Source organism: Streptomyces sp. TRD_SC_5, from assembly GCF_056836825.1.
Genome location: NZ_JBWZZS010000001.1, coordinates 1,038,075 through 1,051,354 on the forward strand (window position 1 = coordinate 1,038,075; position 13,280 = coordinate 1,051,354).

The 13,280-nt window shown below is 70.7% G+C and carries 13 protein-coding genes; 3 read left to right on the forward strand and 10 right to left on the reverse strand.

Annotated elements, in window-relative coordinates; genetic code table 11:
- Window positions 1–5: 5 nt before the first annotated feature.
- The 9 genes from ruvA to pgsA form a co-directional block, all read right to left on the reverse strand.
- Window positions 6–635: a Holliday junction branch migration protein RuvA gene (gene ruvA / locus AC1P0E_RS04835; protein WP_482740902.1), complete on the reverse strand. Its 630-nt coding sequence runs from the start codon at window positions 633–635 to the stop codon at window positions 6–8.
- Window positions 632–1,177 (reverse strand): crossover junction endodeoxyribonuclease RuvC, encoded by a 546-nt coding sequence (gene ruvC, locus AC1P0E_RS04840; protein WP_482740903.1) that lies wholly within the window; start codon window positions 1,175–1,177, stop codon window positions 632–634. The genes ruvA and ruvC overlap by 4 nt, the downstream gene beginning before the upstream one ends.
- Window positions 1,178–1,321: 144 nt before the next feature.
- Entirely contained in the window at window positions 1,322–2,074 is a 753-nt protein-coding gene (locus tag AC1P0E_RS04845; protein ID WP_482740904.1) for a YebC/PmpR family DNA-binding transcriptional regulator, read from the reverse strand.
- 63 nt (window positions 2,075–2,137) lie between these two features.
- Complete coding sequence (gene pdxT / locus AC1P0E_RS04850) at window positions 2,138–2,728, reverse strand: pyridoxal 5'-phosphate synthase glutaminase subunit PdxT (protein WP_482740905.1); 591 nt, start codon at window positions 2,726–2,728, stop codon at window positions 2,138–2,140.
- Between the two features lie 8 nt (window positions 2,729–2,736).
- Entirely contained in the window at window positions 2,737–3,585 is an 849-nt protein-coding gene (gene pdxS / locus AC1P0E_RS04855; protein ID WP_251061052.1) for a pyridoxal 5'-phosphate synthase lyase subunit PdxS, read from the reverse strand.
- A gap of 162 nt (window positions 3,586–3,747) precedes the next feature.
- Window positions 3,748–4,293 carry a hypothetical protein gene (locus tag AC1P0E_RS04860; RefSeq protein ID WP_482740906.1) on the reverse strand — a complete coding sequence of 182 codons (546 nt, stop codon included), beginning with the start codon at window positions 4,291–4,293 and terminating at the stop codon, window positions 3,748–3,750.
- A 667-nt stretch (window positions 4,294–4,960) separates the two neighbouring features.
- Complete coding sequence (locus tag AC1P0E_RS04865; RefSeq protein WP_482740907.1) at window positions 4,961–6,121, reverse strand: glycosyltransferase family 4 protein; 1,161 nt, start codon at window positions 6,119–6,121, stop codon at window positions 4,961–4,963.
- The gene (locus tag AC1P0E_RS04870) at window positions 6,118–7,029 is read right to left on the reverse strand and encodes a phosphatidylinositol mannoside acyltransferase (protein WP_482740908.1); all 912 of its coding nucleotides are present in this window, start codon (window positions 7,027–7,029) and stop codon (window positions 6,118–6,120) included. The genes AC1P0E_RS04865 and AC1P0E_RS04870 overlap by 4 nt, the downstream gene beginning before the upstream one ends.
- Complete coding sequence (gene pgsA, locus AC1P0E_RS04875; RefSeq protein WP_482740909.1) at window positions 7,026–7,688, reverse strand: phosphatidylinositol phosphate synthase; 663 nt, start codon at window positions 7,686–7,688, stop codon at window positions 7,026–7,028. The genes AC1P0E_RS04870 and pgsA overlap by 4 nt, the downstream gene beginning before the upstream one ends.
- A 269-nt stretch (window positions 7,689–7,957) precedes the next feature.
- Here pgsA and AC1P0E_RS04880 point away from each other — a divergent pair, with 269 nt between their 5' ends.
- Window positions 7,958–10,156 carry an elongation factor G-like protein EF-G2 gene (locus AC1P0E_RS04880; RefSeq protein WP_482740910.1) on the forward strand — a complete coding sequence of 733 codons (2,199 nt, stop codon included), beginning with the start codon at window positions 7,958–7,960 and terminating at the stop codon, window positions 10,154–10,156.
- Between the two features lie 126 nt (window positions 10,157–10,282).
- The gene (locus AC1P0E_RS04885) at window positions 10,283–11,950 is read left to right on the forward strand and encodes a hypothetical protein (RefSeq protein ID WP_482740911.1); all 1,668 of its coding nucleotides are present in this window, start codon (window positions 10,283–10,285) and stop codon (window positions 11,948–11,950) included.
- Window positions 11,951–11,977: 27 nt separating this feature from the next.
- Here the strand turns inward: AC1P0E_RS04885 and AC1P0E_RS04890 are convergent, their stop codons facing one another.
- Window positions 11,978–12,538 (reverse strand): HIT family protein, encoded by a 561-nt coding sequence (locus tag AC1P0E_RS04890; protein WP_482740912.1) that lies wholly within the window; start codon window positions 12,536–12,538, stop codon window positions 11,978–11,980.
- A 66-nt stretch (window positions 12,539–12,604) separates the two neighbouring features.
- Between AC1P0E_RS04890 and AC1P0E_RS04895 the strand changes: the two genes are divergently transcribed.
- Window positions 12,605–13,273: a potassium channel family protein gene (locus tag AC1P0E_RS04895; RefSeq protein WP_482740913.1), complete on the forward strand. Its 669-nt coding sequence runs from the start codon at window positions 12,605–12,607 to the stop codon at window positions 13,271–13,273.
- The last annotated feature ends 7 nt before the right edge of the window (window positions 13,274–13,280 follow it).

Here is a 13,280-nt window from a genome sequence, read left to right on the forward strand (position 1 = left end):
TCGAATCAGCGGGCGCGGTTGAGGGTCTGGAGCGCGGCGCGCAGCAATTGCGGCACTGGCGGCTGGCTGCCCCCGGCCAGGGCGGCCTCGGCCTGCGGGGCGACCGCGGCGACCGCTTCCTCGGCCTCGCGCGACGCGTACCCGAGACCGATGAGCGCGGCCTGGAGCTGCTCGCCCCACGGCGCGGGCCCCGACGCGACCCGCTGGGGCCCGACGTGACCGCCGGTGCCCAGCGGCTCACCAAGCCGCCCCTTGAGCTCCAGCAGCAGCTTCTGGGCGCCCTTCTTGCCGATGCCGGGAACGGCGGTGAGCGCCTTCTCGTCGCCCGTCGAGACCGCCAGGCGCAGCGCGTCCGGCGAGTGCACGGCGAGCATGGCCTGGGCGAGCCGGGGGCCGACGCCGCTGGCGGTCTGGAGCAGCTCGAAGACCTGGCGCTCGTCGTCGTCCGCGAAGCCGTAGAGGGTCAGCGAATCCTCGCGTACGACCAGGGAGGTCGCGAGCTTCGCGTCCTGGCCCATGCGCAGGGTGGACAGCGTGTTCGGCGCGCACTGCACCGCCATGCCGATGCCGCCGACCTCGATGACCGCCGTGGTGGGGGCGAGCGCGGCGACCGGGCCGCTGACGAACGCGATCATCGCGTGACCTTCCGTACGGGGATGCGGGGCGTGCGGGCCGCGGCGTGCGCCTGCTGGAGGCGGTTGATCGCGGGGGCGCGCCAGATGTGGCAGATGGCGAGCGCGAGGGCGTCGGCGGCGTCGGCCGGCTTGGGCGGGGCGTCCAGCCGGAGCAGCCGGGTCACCATCGCGCCGACCTGGTCCTTCTCCGCGCGGCCGTTGCCGGTGACCGCCGCCTTGACCTCACTGGGCGTATGCAGGGCGACGGGCAGTCCGCGGCGGGCGGCACACAGCATCGCGACCGCGCTGGCCTGGGCCGTACCCATGACCGTACGGACGTTGTGCTGGCTGAACACACGCTCCACGGCGACGAATTCGGGCCGGTGCTCGTCCAGCCACTCCTCGATGCCGCGCTCGATGGCGACCAGCCGGTCCCCGAGCTCCGCGTCCGAGGGCGTACGCACGACTCCGACCCCGAGCATCTTCAGGGGACGGCCGGCGACACCTTCGACGACGCCGACGCCGCACCGGGTCAGCCCCGGGTCCACGCCGAGTACACGCATCGCGCCCCTCCCCTCACGCTCTCGATCATCTGTTCCTGCGCTCTTGCCTGATCAGCACAGTAGCGGCTGGGACTGACAACGCACGGACGGGCCGCCGGGAGCGTGTCCCGTCGGCCCGTCCGTGCAAGACGTGCTGATCACCCGTCAGGCGTCGACCTTCTCCATGACCTCGTCCGAGACGTCGAAGTTGGCGAAGACGTTCTGTACGTCGTCGCTGTCCTCCAGCGCGTCGATGAGCTTGAAGATCTTCCGCGCGCCTTCCTCGTCGAGCTCGACCTGCATGGTCGGGACGAAGTTGGCGTCCGCCGAGTCGTAGTCGATGCCGGCATCCTGGAGCGCGGTGCGGACCGCGACCAGGTCGGTGGCCTCGCTCATGACCTCGAAGGACTCACCGAGGTCGTTGACCTCCTCGGCCCCGGCCTCCAGGACAGCGTCCAGGACCGTGTCCTCGGACAACTCGCCCTTGGGGACGATGACGACGCCCTTGCGGTTGAAGAGGTACGAGACGGAACCCGGGTCGGCCATCGAACCGCCGTTGCGGGTCATGGCGACACGCACGTCGGAGGCGGCGCGGTTGCGGTTGTCGGTGAGGCACTCGATGAGCACCGCGACACCGTTCGGGCCGTAGCCTTCGTACATGATCGTCTGGTAGTCGACGCCGCCCGCCTCAAGACCGCCGCCGCGCTTGACCGCGGAGTCGATGTTCTTGTTGGGGACGGAGCTCTTCTTCGCCTTCTGGATGGCGTCGACGAGCGTCGGGTTGCCCTCGGGGTCGATCCCGCCGGTGCGGGCCGCGACCTCGATGTTCTTGATCAGCTTCGCGAAGAGCTTGCCGCGCTTGGCATCGATCACGGCCTTCTTGTGCTTCGTCGTAGCCCATTTAGAGTGGCCGGACATCCGCCTGTCTCCTTCGCGTCACCAAATACTGCTGCGTTCGGCAGAGATCCTACCGGGATCCCGTCAGCGTACGGCGCGCACCATCTCTGTGAAGAGCTGGTGCACCCGGTGGTCGCCCGTCAGTTCGGGGTGGAACGACGTGGCGAGGGCGTTGCCCTGGCGTACGGCGACGATGTGGCCGTCGTGCTCGGCGAGCACCTCGGTGCGGGCGCCGACCGACTCGACCCACGGCGCGCGGATGAAGACACCCTCGACGGGGCCGTCCGCTATGCCGGCGACCTCGACCTTCGCCTCGAACGACTCGTTCTGCCGTCCGAAGGCGTTGCGGCGCACGATCATGTCGATGCCGCCGAACGTCTCCTGACCCGAGCGCGGGTCCAGGATCTTGTCGGCGAGCATGATCAGTCCGGCGCACGAACCGTAGACCGGCATACCGTCCTTGATGCGCTCACGCAGCGGCTCCTGCATGCCGAAGAGCACGGCCAGCTTGGACATGGTGGTGGACTCGCCACCGGGAATGACCAGGCCGTCGATCTCGGCGAGCTCCTCGGGGCGCCGGACCGGCCTGGCCGTGGCGTCGGCCACGGCCAGGGCGATCAGGTGCTCCCGTACGTCGCCCTGGAGAGCCAGGACTCCGATCACAGGGTTGCTCATGTCCGGCACTACCAGCCGCGGTTGGCGTAGCGCTCGGACTCGGGGAGGGTGTCGCAGTTGATGCCGACCATGGCCTCGCCCAGGTTCCGGGACGCGTCAGCGATGATCTTCGGGTCGTCGTAGAAGGTGGTGGCCTTCACGATCGCGGCGGCACGGGCGGCCGGGTCGCCGGACTTGAAGATGCCCGAGCCGACGAAGACGCCCTCGGCGCCGAGCTGGCGCATCAGCGCGGCGTCGGCGGGGGTGGCGACGCCACCGGCGGAGAACAGCACGACCGGAAGCTTTCCGAGCTCGGCGACCTCCTTGACGATCTCGTACGGGGCGCGGAGCTCCTTGGCGGCGGCGTACAGCTCGTTGTTGTCGTAGCCGCGCAGCTTCGCGATCTCGTTCTTGATCTGGCGCAGGTGACGCACCGCCTCGACGACGTTGCCGGTGCCGGCCTCGCCCTTCGAGCGGATCATGGCCGCGCCCTCGGCGATGCGGCGCAGGGCCTCGCCCAGGTTGGTGGCGCCACAGACGAAGGGGGTGGTGAACGCCCACTTGTCGGAGTGGTTGACCTCGTCGGCCGGGGTCAGGACCTCGGACTCGTCGATGTAGTCGACGCCGAGGGACTGGAGGATCTGGGCCTCGACGAAGTGGCCGATGCGGGACTTGGCCATGACCGGGATCGAGACGGCCTCGATGATCTCTTCGATCATGTTGGGGTCGGACATCCGGGCCACGCCGCCGTCCTTGCGGATGTCGGCGGGCACGCGCTCCAGCGCCATGACGGCCACGGCGCCGGCGTCCTCGGCGATCTTCGCCTGCTCGGCGTTGACGACGTCCATGATCACGCCGCCCTTGAGCTGCTCCGCCATGCCGCGCTTCACGCGTGCGGTGCCGGTCTCGGGGGCCTGGAAGTTGCTGGTGCTGGACACGGATGGACCTCACTCGAAGAAAGAAGGTTCTTGCTGTCTCCGAGAGAACATCGCCCGACCAGTCCACCGCAAGGGCCAATGTGCAGCCGGTGGATCGTTTTGCTAGCTGCCCGGGCGGTCGGCCAGCGCCACGGGGGGCTCGTCGTCCATCTCGAACGCCAACGGGAACGGGGCGTGGCCCGCCAGCCGGAACCAGCGGACCTTGCGGTGGCGGCGCAGTGCGCGGGCGGCACGTACGGAGTCGTTGTGGAAGCGCCGGGCCATGGGTACGCGGCGTACGGCCGCGGCCAGCTCCCCGGTGGCGTCCTCGCCGCCGGGCGCCTCCTTGACCGCCTCGACCTGCGCCGTCTCGCCGAAGACGGCCCGCAGCGCCTGGCTCAGCTCGCTCTCCGCGACCTCGCGGTGGTCCTCCTCGGCCTGGCGGGCGGCGTGCGCGGCCTGGTAGAGCAGGATCGAAGCGGCGGGGTCGAGCACTCCGGAGGTCGCGAGCTCCTGGGTGACCGAGGCGCGGCGCAGCAACTGGGCGTCGAGCGCGGCGCGGGAAGCGTCGATACGGGCGTGCAGGCGGTCCAGTCGGCCCGCGGTCCAGCTGAGGTACAGCCCGATCGCGAAGAGGGCTACGACGATCCAGATGAGGGTTACGGTCACGGGCGGCCACGTTACCTGGGGCGGCCACGTTACCGGGGGCGGCGGGGGTGCCTGGGTGCCGGTGGGGCCGGGGGTGCCGGGGGCGGGCCGCTCCGGGGGCGGCGTTCGCGACTGCATGATTTAGCCGCCCAGCAGCGCCCTTTGCACGAAGCCCACTCCCTGCGCACAAATCACGCTTTACGTCCCGAACACCACCCCCTGCGCGACCCGCCCCCTCCCGCCGGTGGGTCCGGTGCGGCCCACTCGCTGGACCGCCCCCGCCGCTGCGGCCGGAGAACATGCGGGCAAGGGGCCGGCCGAGCCCGCCGGCCTGTTCCCCCGGCGCCCCAAGGGACCGGAGCCATCGCGGCGCGCCGCAAGGCGCGGGAGGTAGCGCCGGCGCGCCGCCCGAGCGGGTTGGTGTCCACCCCGGCCGTTGTGACCGCACCCATCCCCGACGGGAGGGGGTCGGGCCCGTAGGGAGCGGTGTTCGGGACGTAAAGCGTGATTTGTGGGCAGGACGCCGGGGAAGCTTTCAGGCACCCCGGCTCCGCGCCTAAATCGTGCAGTCCCGAATGCCGCTCCCGTAGGGCCCGGCACCCGGAACCATCAACGACCTCCGGCACCGCACCGCACAGCACAGCACCGCACCGCACCGCACCGCACCCGGAACCGTCAACGCCCCCGGTCAGTCCCGGGCCAGCCCGAACCGTGCCCGCAGCCCACTGCGCTCATCGGTGTCCACCGACGCCGCCCCGTCCGTCACCGTCTCGTACACGGACAGGATGTCCGCCGCCACCGTCGACCAGTCGAAGCGCCGCACGTGCGCCGACCCCCGCAGCCGCAGCTCCGCCAGCCGCTCCGGGTCCCCCAGCAGCCGCACCGCCGCCGAGGCGAGCGCGGCCGCGTCCTCGTTGGCGAAGAGCTCGCCCGCCGCCCCCTGGTCCAGTACCTGCGCGAACGCGTCGAGGTCGCTCGCCAGCACCGCCGCGCCCGCCGACATCGCCTCGACCAGGATGATGCCGAAGCTCTCACCGCCGGTGTTCGGAGCGACGTACAGGTCGACGCTCCGCAGCAGCCGCGCCTTGTCCTCGTCGCTGACCATGCCGAGGAATTCGACGCGGCCCCGCATCTCCTTCGGCAAGGAGGCCACCGCCTCCTCCTCGTCCCCGCGCCCCGCGACCAGCAGCCGCGTGTCCGGGCGCTCGGCCAGGATCTGCGGGAGGGCGCGCATCAGGACGGGCAGGCCCTTGCGCGGCTCGTCGATACGGCCGATGAAGCCGATGGTCTGCCCCTGCCACTCCGCCTTCACGTCGGCCTTCGCGAAGAAGTCGACGTCGACGCCGTTGGGGATGACGACCGCGTCCCCGCCGAGGTGCTCGACCAGCGTGCGCCGCGCGTACTCGCTCACCGCGATGCGCGCGCTGATCTTCTCCAGCGCGGGCTGCAGGATCGGGTACGCCGCGATCATCGCGCGGGACTTCGGGTTGGAGGTGTGGAAGGTGGCGACGATCGGCCCCTGCGCCGCCCAGCACGCGAGCAGGCCGAGCGACGGCGAGGTCGGCTCGTGGATGTGAATGACGTCGAACGTGCCGTCGTGCAGCCACCGCCGTACCCGCGCGGCGGACAGGAACCCGAAGTTCAGGCGGGCCACCGAGCCGTTGTACGGCACCGGGACGGCCCGCCCCGCCGACACGACGTACGGCGGCAGCGGCGTCTCGTCGTCGGCGGGCGCCAGCACCGACACCTCGTGCCCGAGCCCGGTCAGATGCTCGGCCAGGTCCCGGATGTGGAACTGGACGCCACCCGGCACGTCCCACGAGTACGGGCAGACAATGCCGATCTTCACGAGCTCTCCTGACGCGGCTCGAGGTCGTCGAGCCACAGCCGTTGCAGCATGTGCCAGTCCTCCGGGTGGTCGGCGATACCGGTGGCGAAGGCGTCCGCCAGGGCCTGTGTCATGACGGACGTCTTCTCGGCGCGCGTACCTGTCTCCGGTACGTCGACGGGCGGGTGGATACGCCCCCGCATCACCGGCGAGTCGTCGTACCAGAGGGTCGCCGGCAGCAGCAGTGCCCCCGTCTGCTGCGCCAGCAGCGCGGGGCCGCTGGGCATCCGCGCCGTATCGCCGAAGAACTTCACCTCGGTGCCGGACGCGGACAGGTCGCGATCGGCGACCAGGCAGACCAGACCGCCGGCCCGCAGCCGCCGCGCCAGCGTCCCGAAGGCGCTGCCGCCCTCGTGCGGCAGGACCTCCATCCCGAGGCCCTCCCGGTACGCGACGAACCGGTCGTACAGCGTCTCCGGCTTGAGCCGCTCCGCGACGGTGGTGAACGGGATCTCCAGCTTGGTGGTGGCCCAGGCGCCCGCGAGATCCCAGTTCGCCAGGTGCGGCAGCGCGAGGACGACGCCCCGCCCGGAGGCGAGCGTGTCCGTGAGGCGGTCTATGTCCTGGATCTCGACGCCGTCCTTCACGCGCTGCGCGCTCCACGCGGGCAGCCGGAAGGATTCCATCCAGTAGCGCATGTACGAACGCATGCCGGCCTTCGACAGCTCGGCGAGGCGCTCGGGGCCCGCGTCCGGCACGACGCGGGAGAGGTTGGACTCCAGCCGCAGCACACTCGCGCCGCGCCGCTTCCACACGGTGTCGGCGATGGTGCGCCCGAGGGCGACGGACACCGGCTCGGGCAGCCTCTTCACGGTGGCCCAGCCGAGGCCGTACAGCGTGTCCGTCAGCCGTTCCCTGGAACCGCTCACGACGTCGCCTCGCTCCCCGGCGCGGCAGCGGCGTCCGCCTCCGCCGCCTCCTTGCGTACGGTCACGACCCGCTGCCCCAGCGTCACCAGGCTGCCGACGGCCACGACCCACAGGGCGACCGGCAGCAGTACGTCGATGCCGGGCACCCCGAAGTTGTGCAGTCCGGCGAGTCCGGCGGCGACGAGCGTGATCACGAGCCGTTCGGCACGCTCCACCAGGCCGTTGACCGCCACCGGCAGACCGATGGATTCGCCACGGGCCTTGGTGTACGAGACGACCTGGCCACTGGCGAGGCAGAAGATGGCGACCGCGCACAACACGTTGTCGTTGCCGGTGCCCGCGTACCAGAGCGCGATCCCGCCGAAGATCGCCGAGTCGGCGACCCGGTCGAGCGTCGAGTCCAGGAAGGCGCCCCAGCGGCTCGAGACCCCCGCCTGCCTCGCCATGTTGCCGTCGACGAGGTCGGAGAAGACGAAGAGCGTGATGACGATCGTGCCCCAGAAGAACTCTCCCCGGGGGAAGAAGACCAGCGCACCCGCCATCACTCCGGCCGTACCGATGAGCGTCACCGCGTCGGGGCTCACCCCACGGCGGAGGAGAAACGCGGCGAACGGCGTGAGGACACGCGTAAAGAATGCACGCGCGTACTTGTTCAGCATGGCCTTCCCGAGGGGTCGGTGGGCCGTGCGGCCCCTACGGCCACCGGCTGGCCCATCGTAGCGACGCCCGGGCCCCCGCACCGCCGGGGCATCGCCGGGCCGCCACAGGGGCCCCTGCCGCCCGTCGATCGCGTACTACGTATGGACGCGCCGTGGCGGGAGTGGAAAGCTCGAATGACCGCGGGCGTCACCGGTGTCGCCTCGCCATTGCGGCTCCCACATGTCCGCGCCCCCTCTCCTCACCGTGCTCGAACTGGGAGGCAAGGATCATGGGCGAAAAGACGCAATCACACACCGGGGCCGCCGGCAGGGCAGCGACGGCCGACCGGCCCTCATCCATCCGGAACGTCGTGCTGGTCGGCCACAGCGGCTCGGGAAAGACCACGCTGGCCGAGGCCCTCGCGCTGGCGACGGGAACGGTCAACAGGGCGGGCCGCGTCGAGGACGGCGCGACCGTCTCCGACTACGACGAGATCGAGCACCGGCAGCAACGCTCGGTGCAGCTGTCCCTGGTCCCCGTCGAATGGGACGGCATAAAGATCAATTTGATCGACACTCCCGGATACGCCGACTTCGTCGGGGAACTCAGGGCCGGTCTGCGGGCGGCGGACGCGGCCCTTTTCGTCGTCTCGGGATCGGACGGTGTGGACGGCGCGACCCGGATGCTGTGGGAGGAGTGCGCCGCTGTCGGCATGCCGCGGGCGATCGTCTTCACCCACCTCGAAGCGGCCAGGACGGACTTCGACGAGATGACCCGGGTCTGCGCGCAGACCTTCGGGGGCGACGACCCCGACGCCGTACTGCCGCTGTATCTGCCGCTGTACGGGCCCCAGGGACCCGACGGCCACGCCCCCGTCGAGGGGCTCGTCGGCCTGCTCTCGCAGCGGATCTTCGACTACTCCTCGGGCCAGCGCAAGGAGACCCCGCCGGACGGCGAGCAACTGCCCCGGATCGAGGCGGCCCGCAACCGGCTGATCGAGGGGATCATCGCCGAGAGCGAGGACGAGACCCTCATGGACCGCTACCTCGGCGGTGAGGAGATCGACTACAAGACGCTCGTGGAAGACCTGGAACGCGCCGTGGCACGCGGCACCTTCCATCCAGTGCTCGCCGCCGCCCCGGCGGCCGACGGGAACCGCGAGGGCATCGGCACCATCGAGCTGCTGGAGCTGATCACCGGCGGTTTCCCGACCCCCGCCGAGCGCGAGACGCCCGCCGTCACGACCCCCGAGGGCAGCCCGCGCCCGCCGGTCACGTGCGATCCCGACGGGCCGCTGGTCGCGGAGGTCGTCAAGACGGCGTCCGACCCGTACGTCGGGCGGGTCAGCCTGGTGCGGGTCTTCTCCGGCACGCTGCGGCCCGACGAGACGGTGCATGTGTCGGGGCACGGTCTCACGGACCGTGGCCACGAGGACCACGACGTGGACGAGCGGATCGGCGCGCTGTCCTCGCCCTTCGGCAAGCAGCAGCGCACCCTGAACCGCTGCATAGCGGGCGACATCGCCAGCGTCGGGAAGCTGCTGCGCGCCGAGACCGGGGACACCCTGTCGGCGAAGGACGACCCACTGCTGATGGAACCGTGGGCCATGCCCGACCCGCTGCTGCCGCTCGCCATCCAGGCGCACAGCAAGGCGGACGAGGACAAGCTCTCCCAGGGGCTGGCGCGGCTGGTCGCGGAGGACCCGACGATGCGCCTGGAGCAGAACCAGGACACCCGCCAGCTGGTGCTGTGGTGCCTCGGTGAGGCGCACCGCGACGTGGCGCTGGAGCGGCTGCGCAGCAGGTACGGGGTGCGGGTGGACGTCGTACCGCACAAGGTGTCGCTGCGCGAGACGTTCGGTGCCAGGGCGGAGGGGCGCGGGCGGCATGTGAAGCAGTCCGGCGGCCACGGCCAGTACGCGATCTGCGAGATCGCGGTGGAGCCGCTGCCGCCGGGCAGCGGAATCGAGTTCGTCGACAAGGTCGTGGGCGGCGCGGTACCACGCCAGTTCATCCCGTCCGTCGAGAAGGGCGTACGCGCCCAGGCCGGGCGGGGGGTAGCCGCCGGCTACCCGCTCGTGGACGTACGCATCACCCTGCTCGACGGAAAGGCGCACTCGGTCGACTCCTCCGACGCGGCGTTCCAGACGGCGGGCGCGCTGGCGATGCGCGAGGCGGCGGCCGACGCGAAGATCCACCTCCTCGAGCCGGTCACCGAGGTGCAGGTCCTGGTGCCCGACCAGTACGTGGGGCCGGTGATGAGCGATCTGTCGGGGCGGCGGGGGCGGGTGGTCGGAACCGAGCAGGCGGGACAGGGCCGCACGCTCGTACGGGCCGAGGTTCCGGAGATCGAAATCGGGCGGTACGCCGTGGACCTGAGGTCGGTCTCACACGGCACAGGACGGTTCAGCCGCTCGTACGCCCGCCACGAACCGATGCCGCCCCAGCTCGCGGGCAAGATCCGCGAACAGGCCGAAAAGGGAACATAGGACCCATAGTTGGCAGGCCGCTCGCCCAATCACCTTGCGGCGGGCGGCATTTCACTGTCCCATGACGGGCAGGGACACCCTGGACAAGTAGTTGGGAACAGGCCGCAGGAGCGGTTGCGTGCGGCGATGGGGGCAGCAGTGGCGGATGACGGGTTCGACTTCTCACCGGGAGCGCAGGTCCCGCTCCAGGGCTCGGCGGGGCAGACCGCGGCGACACAGGCCCTCGCCTCGGCGGCGTACCGCGACAGCCCGGTCACCGAGATCCTCAAGGCCAACAGCGAATGGCACAAGTCCGAGGTGAAGAAGGGCAAGCTCACCCTGCTGGAGCCGAATCTGGGCGAGGCGTTCTCGCGCGCCGTGCAGGTGCGCATGCTCGGCGGGGCCCGCAAGGCGCTCATCCAGTCCTTCGGCACCGAACCGCAGACCGTCGTCGAGCACTGTCTCGCCGCGACTCGCATCCGCAAGGAGCGGGACGCGAAACTCACCGGCATCATGGCCCTCTTCGGCCTGCTGTTCCTTCCGGGGCTGCTCATCTGGCTGGTCGTCTTCCAGCTGCGCCGCACGATCGCCGGCGCCATGGACAAACGGGCCGGCGCCCTCGCCACCGCCGCCCTGGTCGCCGTCGGCGGGCTTCTCGTGATCGTCCTCATCAAGCTGCCTTTCGGCGGCTTCTGGGCGATCTACCTGCGGGCGATGCTCGTCGCCCCGGTCATCGGCTGGCTGTGGGCCAAGCAGATCAGCGAGTCCACGGCCAAGGACATGCGGAGCCGCTGGGAGGGCCTCCTGTCGGGCGGCGGCGTGGGCGCGAAGATCCCCGAAGCCGTACCGCGCGACCCCGACGAGTCCGCCGCGGAGCAGCTGCGCCAGTCGCTCGCCAAGCTGACCGCCGAGCAGTACAGCAACTCGGTCTTCTACGCGGGCCCCAAGGGAATACTGGGCATGGGCACCCGCTGGGGCAGCTGGCAGCTCGCCGAAGAGCTCGTATCGAAGGACCCCGGCAAGGAGATCCACGGCTTCCGCAGCTGGGACGTCATACGCGTCATCCACGACCAGCTGCGCATGCTGGAGCGCGGACCGCTGCACACCGGCGGCTTCCCGAAGCCCTCCGTGCGGCACTGGGTCGTCGCGCCGATCGGCGAGAACGCGGACGAGGTGGCCAGGCCGGGCGGCCAGGACGTCGACGCGTTCCAGATCAAGGGCCACGAGATACAGCGGATCTGCAACGAGCAGCAGTTCGGCGCGGGAAACCGCCACTATCTGGGCGTGCAGTTCACACTCTGGGACGGCCAGCTGGTCATCACCATGCTGATCACCGTCACCGTGCTGCACGAGACACTGCGCATCGAGGTCACCGGCCACGCCCTCGGCCCGGTCCACTCGCTCTTCACCACCAAGCCGAAGCCCAAGACGGTGACGGTCAGCAAGGCGGTCAAGTTCTGGGAGACCGTCGACAAGCAGCAGCCGCTCGTCGACGCGAACGAGGTGGTACGCCTGACCGTCCGCGCACCGTTCACCTGGTTCCCGCCGCTCCTCGACTACTTCGGCGGCAAGATCGCGCTCCCGGAGCCCTTCGGCCTGCGGCACGCCTGGGCCGAGAAGCCCTGGCGGCACCGCTTCATGGCCGACGACGCGATGCGCGCGGCCACGCCCGTACTGCGCGTCGTCCACGCGGCGGCCATCCGCGTGCTCGACGACCACGGCGTGGACACCGACCGCTTCAGCAACCGCTCCCTGATCCTCAGCGGCCTGGTCCAGGACGCGGCACCGAGGAAGGCGGACGTGTACGACGCGTAAGGCGGGCAGAGTGGGGGCGCCCGTGGATCAGGCGGCCGGCCAGGCGTCGGCCAGCATCTTGCGGGTGTCCCCCAACAGCTGCGGCAGCACCTTCGTGTGCCCGACGACCGGCATGAAGTTCGTGTCCCCGCCCCAGCGCGGCACCACGTGCTGGTGCAGATGCGCGGCGATGCCCGCCCCGGCGACCGCGCCCTGGTTCATCCCGATGTTGAAACCCTGCGCCCCGGAGGCCGTACGCAGCGCCGCCATCGCGCGCTTGGTGAAGGCGGCGAGCTCGGCGGTCTCGGCGTCGTCCAGGTCCGTGTAGTCGGCGACATGGCGGAACGGGACGACCATCAGGTGGCCACCGTTGTACGGGTACAGATTCAGCACCGCGTACACGTGCTCACCACGCGCGATGACGAGACCGTCCTCGTCGGACTTCGCCGGAATCGAGCAGAACGGACAGCCGTCCTCGGCCCCCGGACCGGTCGGCTTGTTCTCCCCCTGGATGTACGCCATCCGGTGGGGTGTCCACAGTCGCTGGAACGCGTCCGGCGTCCCGACTCCGATCTGCTGCTCCGGCTCAATCGTCATGGAGTGCAGCATATGACTTGACCCCCGCCGAACGTGTCGCCGGGGCGCAGCCAGGGGCCTGGCGGCCATGCTGGGGCGATGCAGGCCGATCATGAAAGCCCGGCGCGACGCTGGCAGCGGTGGAGCGAGATCCCGCTCTTCGCCGCATCGCTCCTCTTCCTCACCGCGTACGCGGTCCTGGTGCTCGCCCATGACCTCCCCGCGGCCTGGCGCACCGTGTGCGTGGCGGTGATCGTGGTCCTGTGGAGCCTCTTCGCCGCCGACTATCTGGTGCGGTGGAGGCTGGCGGGGCGGCGGCTGGGCTTCGTACGTACGCACTGGCTGGACACCGTGGTGCTGCTGATGCCGCTGCTGCGCCCGCTGCGCATGGTGCGGGTGTATACGGCGGTGCAGCGCAGGCGCGAGCGGCCCCGGCTCAGCCTGCACGCGCGCGTGATCACGTACGCGGGAATGACGGCGCTGCTGCTGGGCTTCGCCGGCGCGCTGGCCGTCTACCAGCAGGAACACGCGGCTCCCGGCGCCACGATCCGTACCTTCGGGGCCGCCGTGTGGTGGGTCTGCTCGACGCTGACGACGGTCGGGTACGGCGATGTGTCACCGGTGACGTGGGGCGGGCGGACCATCGCGGCGGGACTGATGGCGGGCGGCCTCGCGCTGCTGGGCGCGGTGACGGGTTCGTTCTCGTCCTGGCTGATCCAGACGTTCGCGCGGGAGGACGAGAACGCGGGAGAGCCCCCGGCGGGCTAGTTGCTCG

Bases quoted from the DNA above. Each gene is read 5' to 3' on its own strand.
- AC1P0E_RS04885 (WP_482740911.1), top strand. From the start codon at position 10,283: ATGGGGGCAGCAGTGGCGGATGACGGGTTCGACTTCTCACCGGGAGCG.
- AC1P0E_RS04895 (WP_482740913.1), top strand. From the start codon at position 12,605: ATGCAGGCCGATCATGAAAGCCCGGCGCGACGCTGGCAGCGGTGGAGC.
- pgsA (WP_482740909.1), bottom strand. From the start codon at position 7,688: ATGCTGAACAAGTACGCGCGTGCATTCTTTACGCGTGTCCTCACGCCG.
- AC1P0E_RS04845 (WP_482740904.1), bottom strand. From the start codon at position 2,074: ATGTCCGGCCACTCTAAATGGGCTACGACGAAGCACAAGAAGGCCGTG.
- ruvA (WP_482740902.1), bottom strand. From the start codon at position 635: ATGATCGCGTTCGTCAGCGGCCCGGTCGCCGCGCTCGCCCCCACCACG.
- AC1P0E_RS04890 (WP_482740912.1), bottom strand. From the start codon at position 12,538: ATGCTGCACTCCATGACGATTGAGCCGGAGCAGCAGATCGGAGTCGGG.
- pdxT (WP_482740905.1), bottom strand. From the start codon at position 2,728: ATGAGCAACCCTGTGATCGGAGTCCTGGCTCTCCAGGGCGACGTACGG.
- pdxS (WP_251061052.1), bottom strand. From the start codon at position 3,585: ATGGCGGAGCAGCTCAAGGGCGGCGTGATCATGGACGTCGTCAACGCC.
- ruvC (WP_482740903.1), bottom strand. From the start codon at position 1,177: ATGCGTGTACTCGGCGTGGACCCGGGGCTGACCCGGTGCGGCGTCGGC.
- AC1P0E_RS04880 (WP_482740910.1), top strand. From the start codon at position 7,958: ATGGGCGAAAAGACGCAATCACACACCGGGGCCGCCGGCAGGGCAGCG.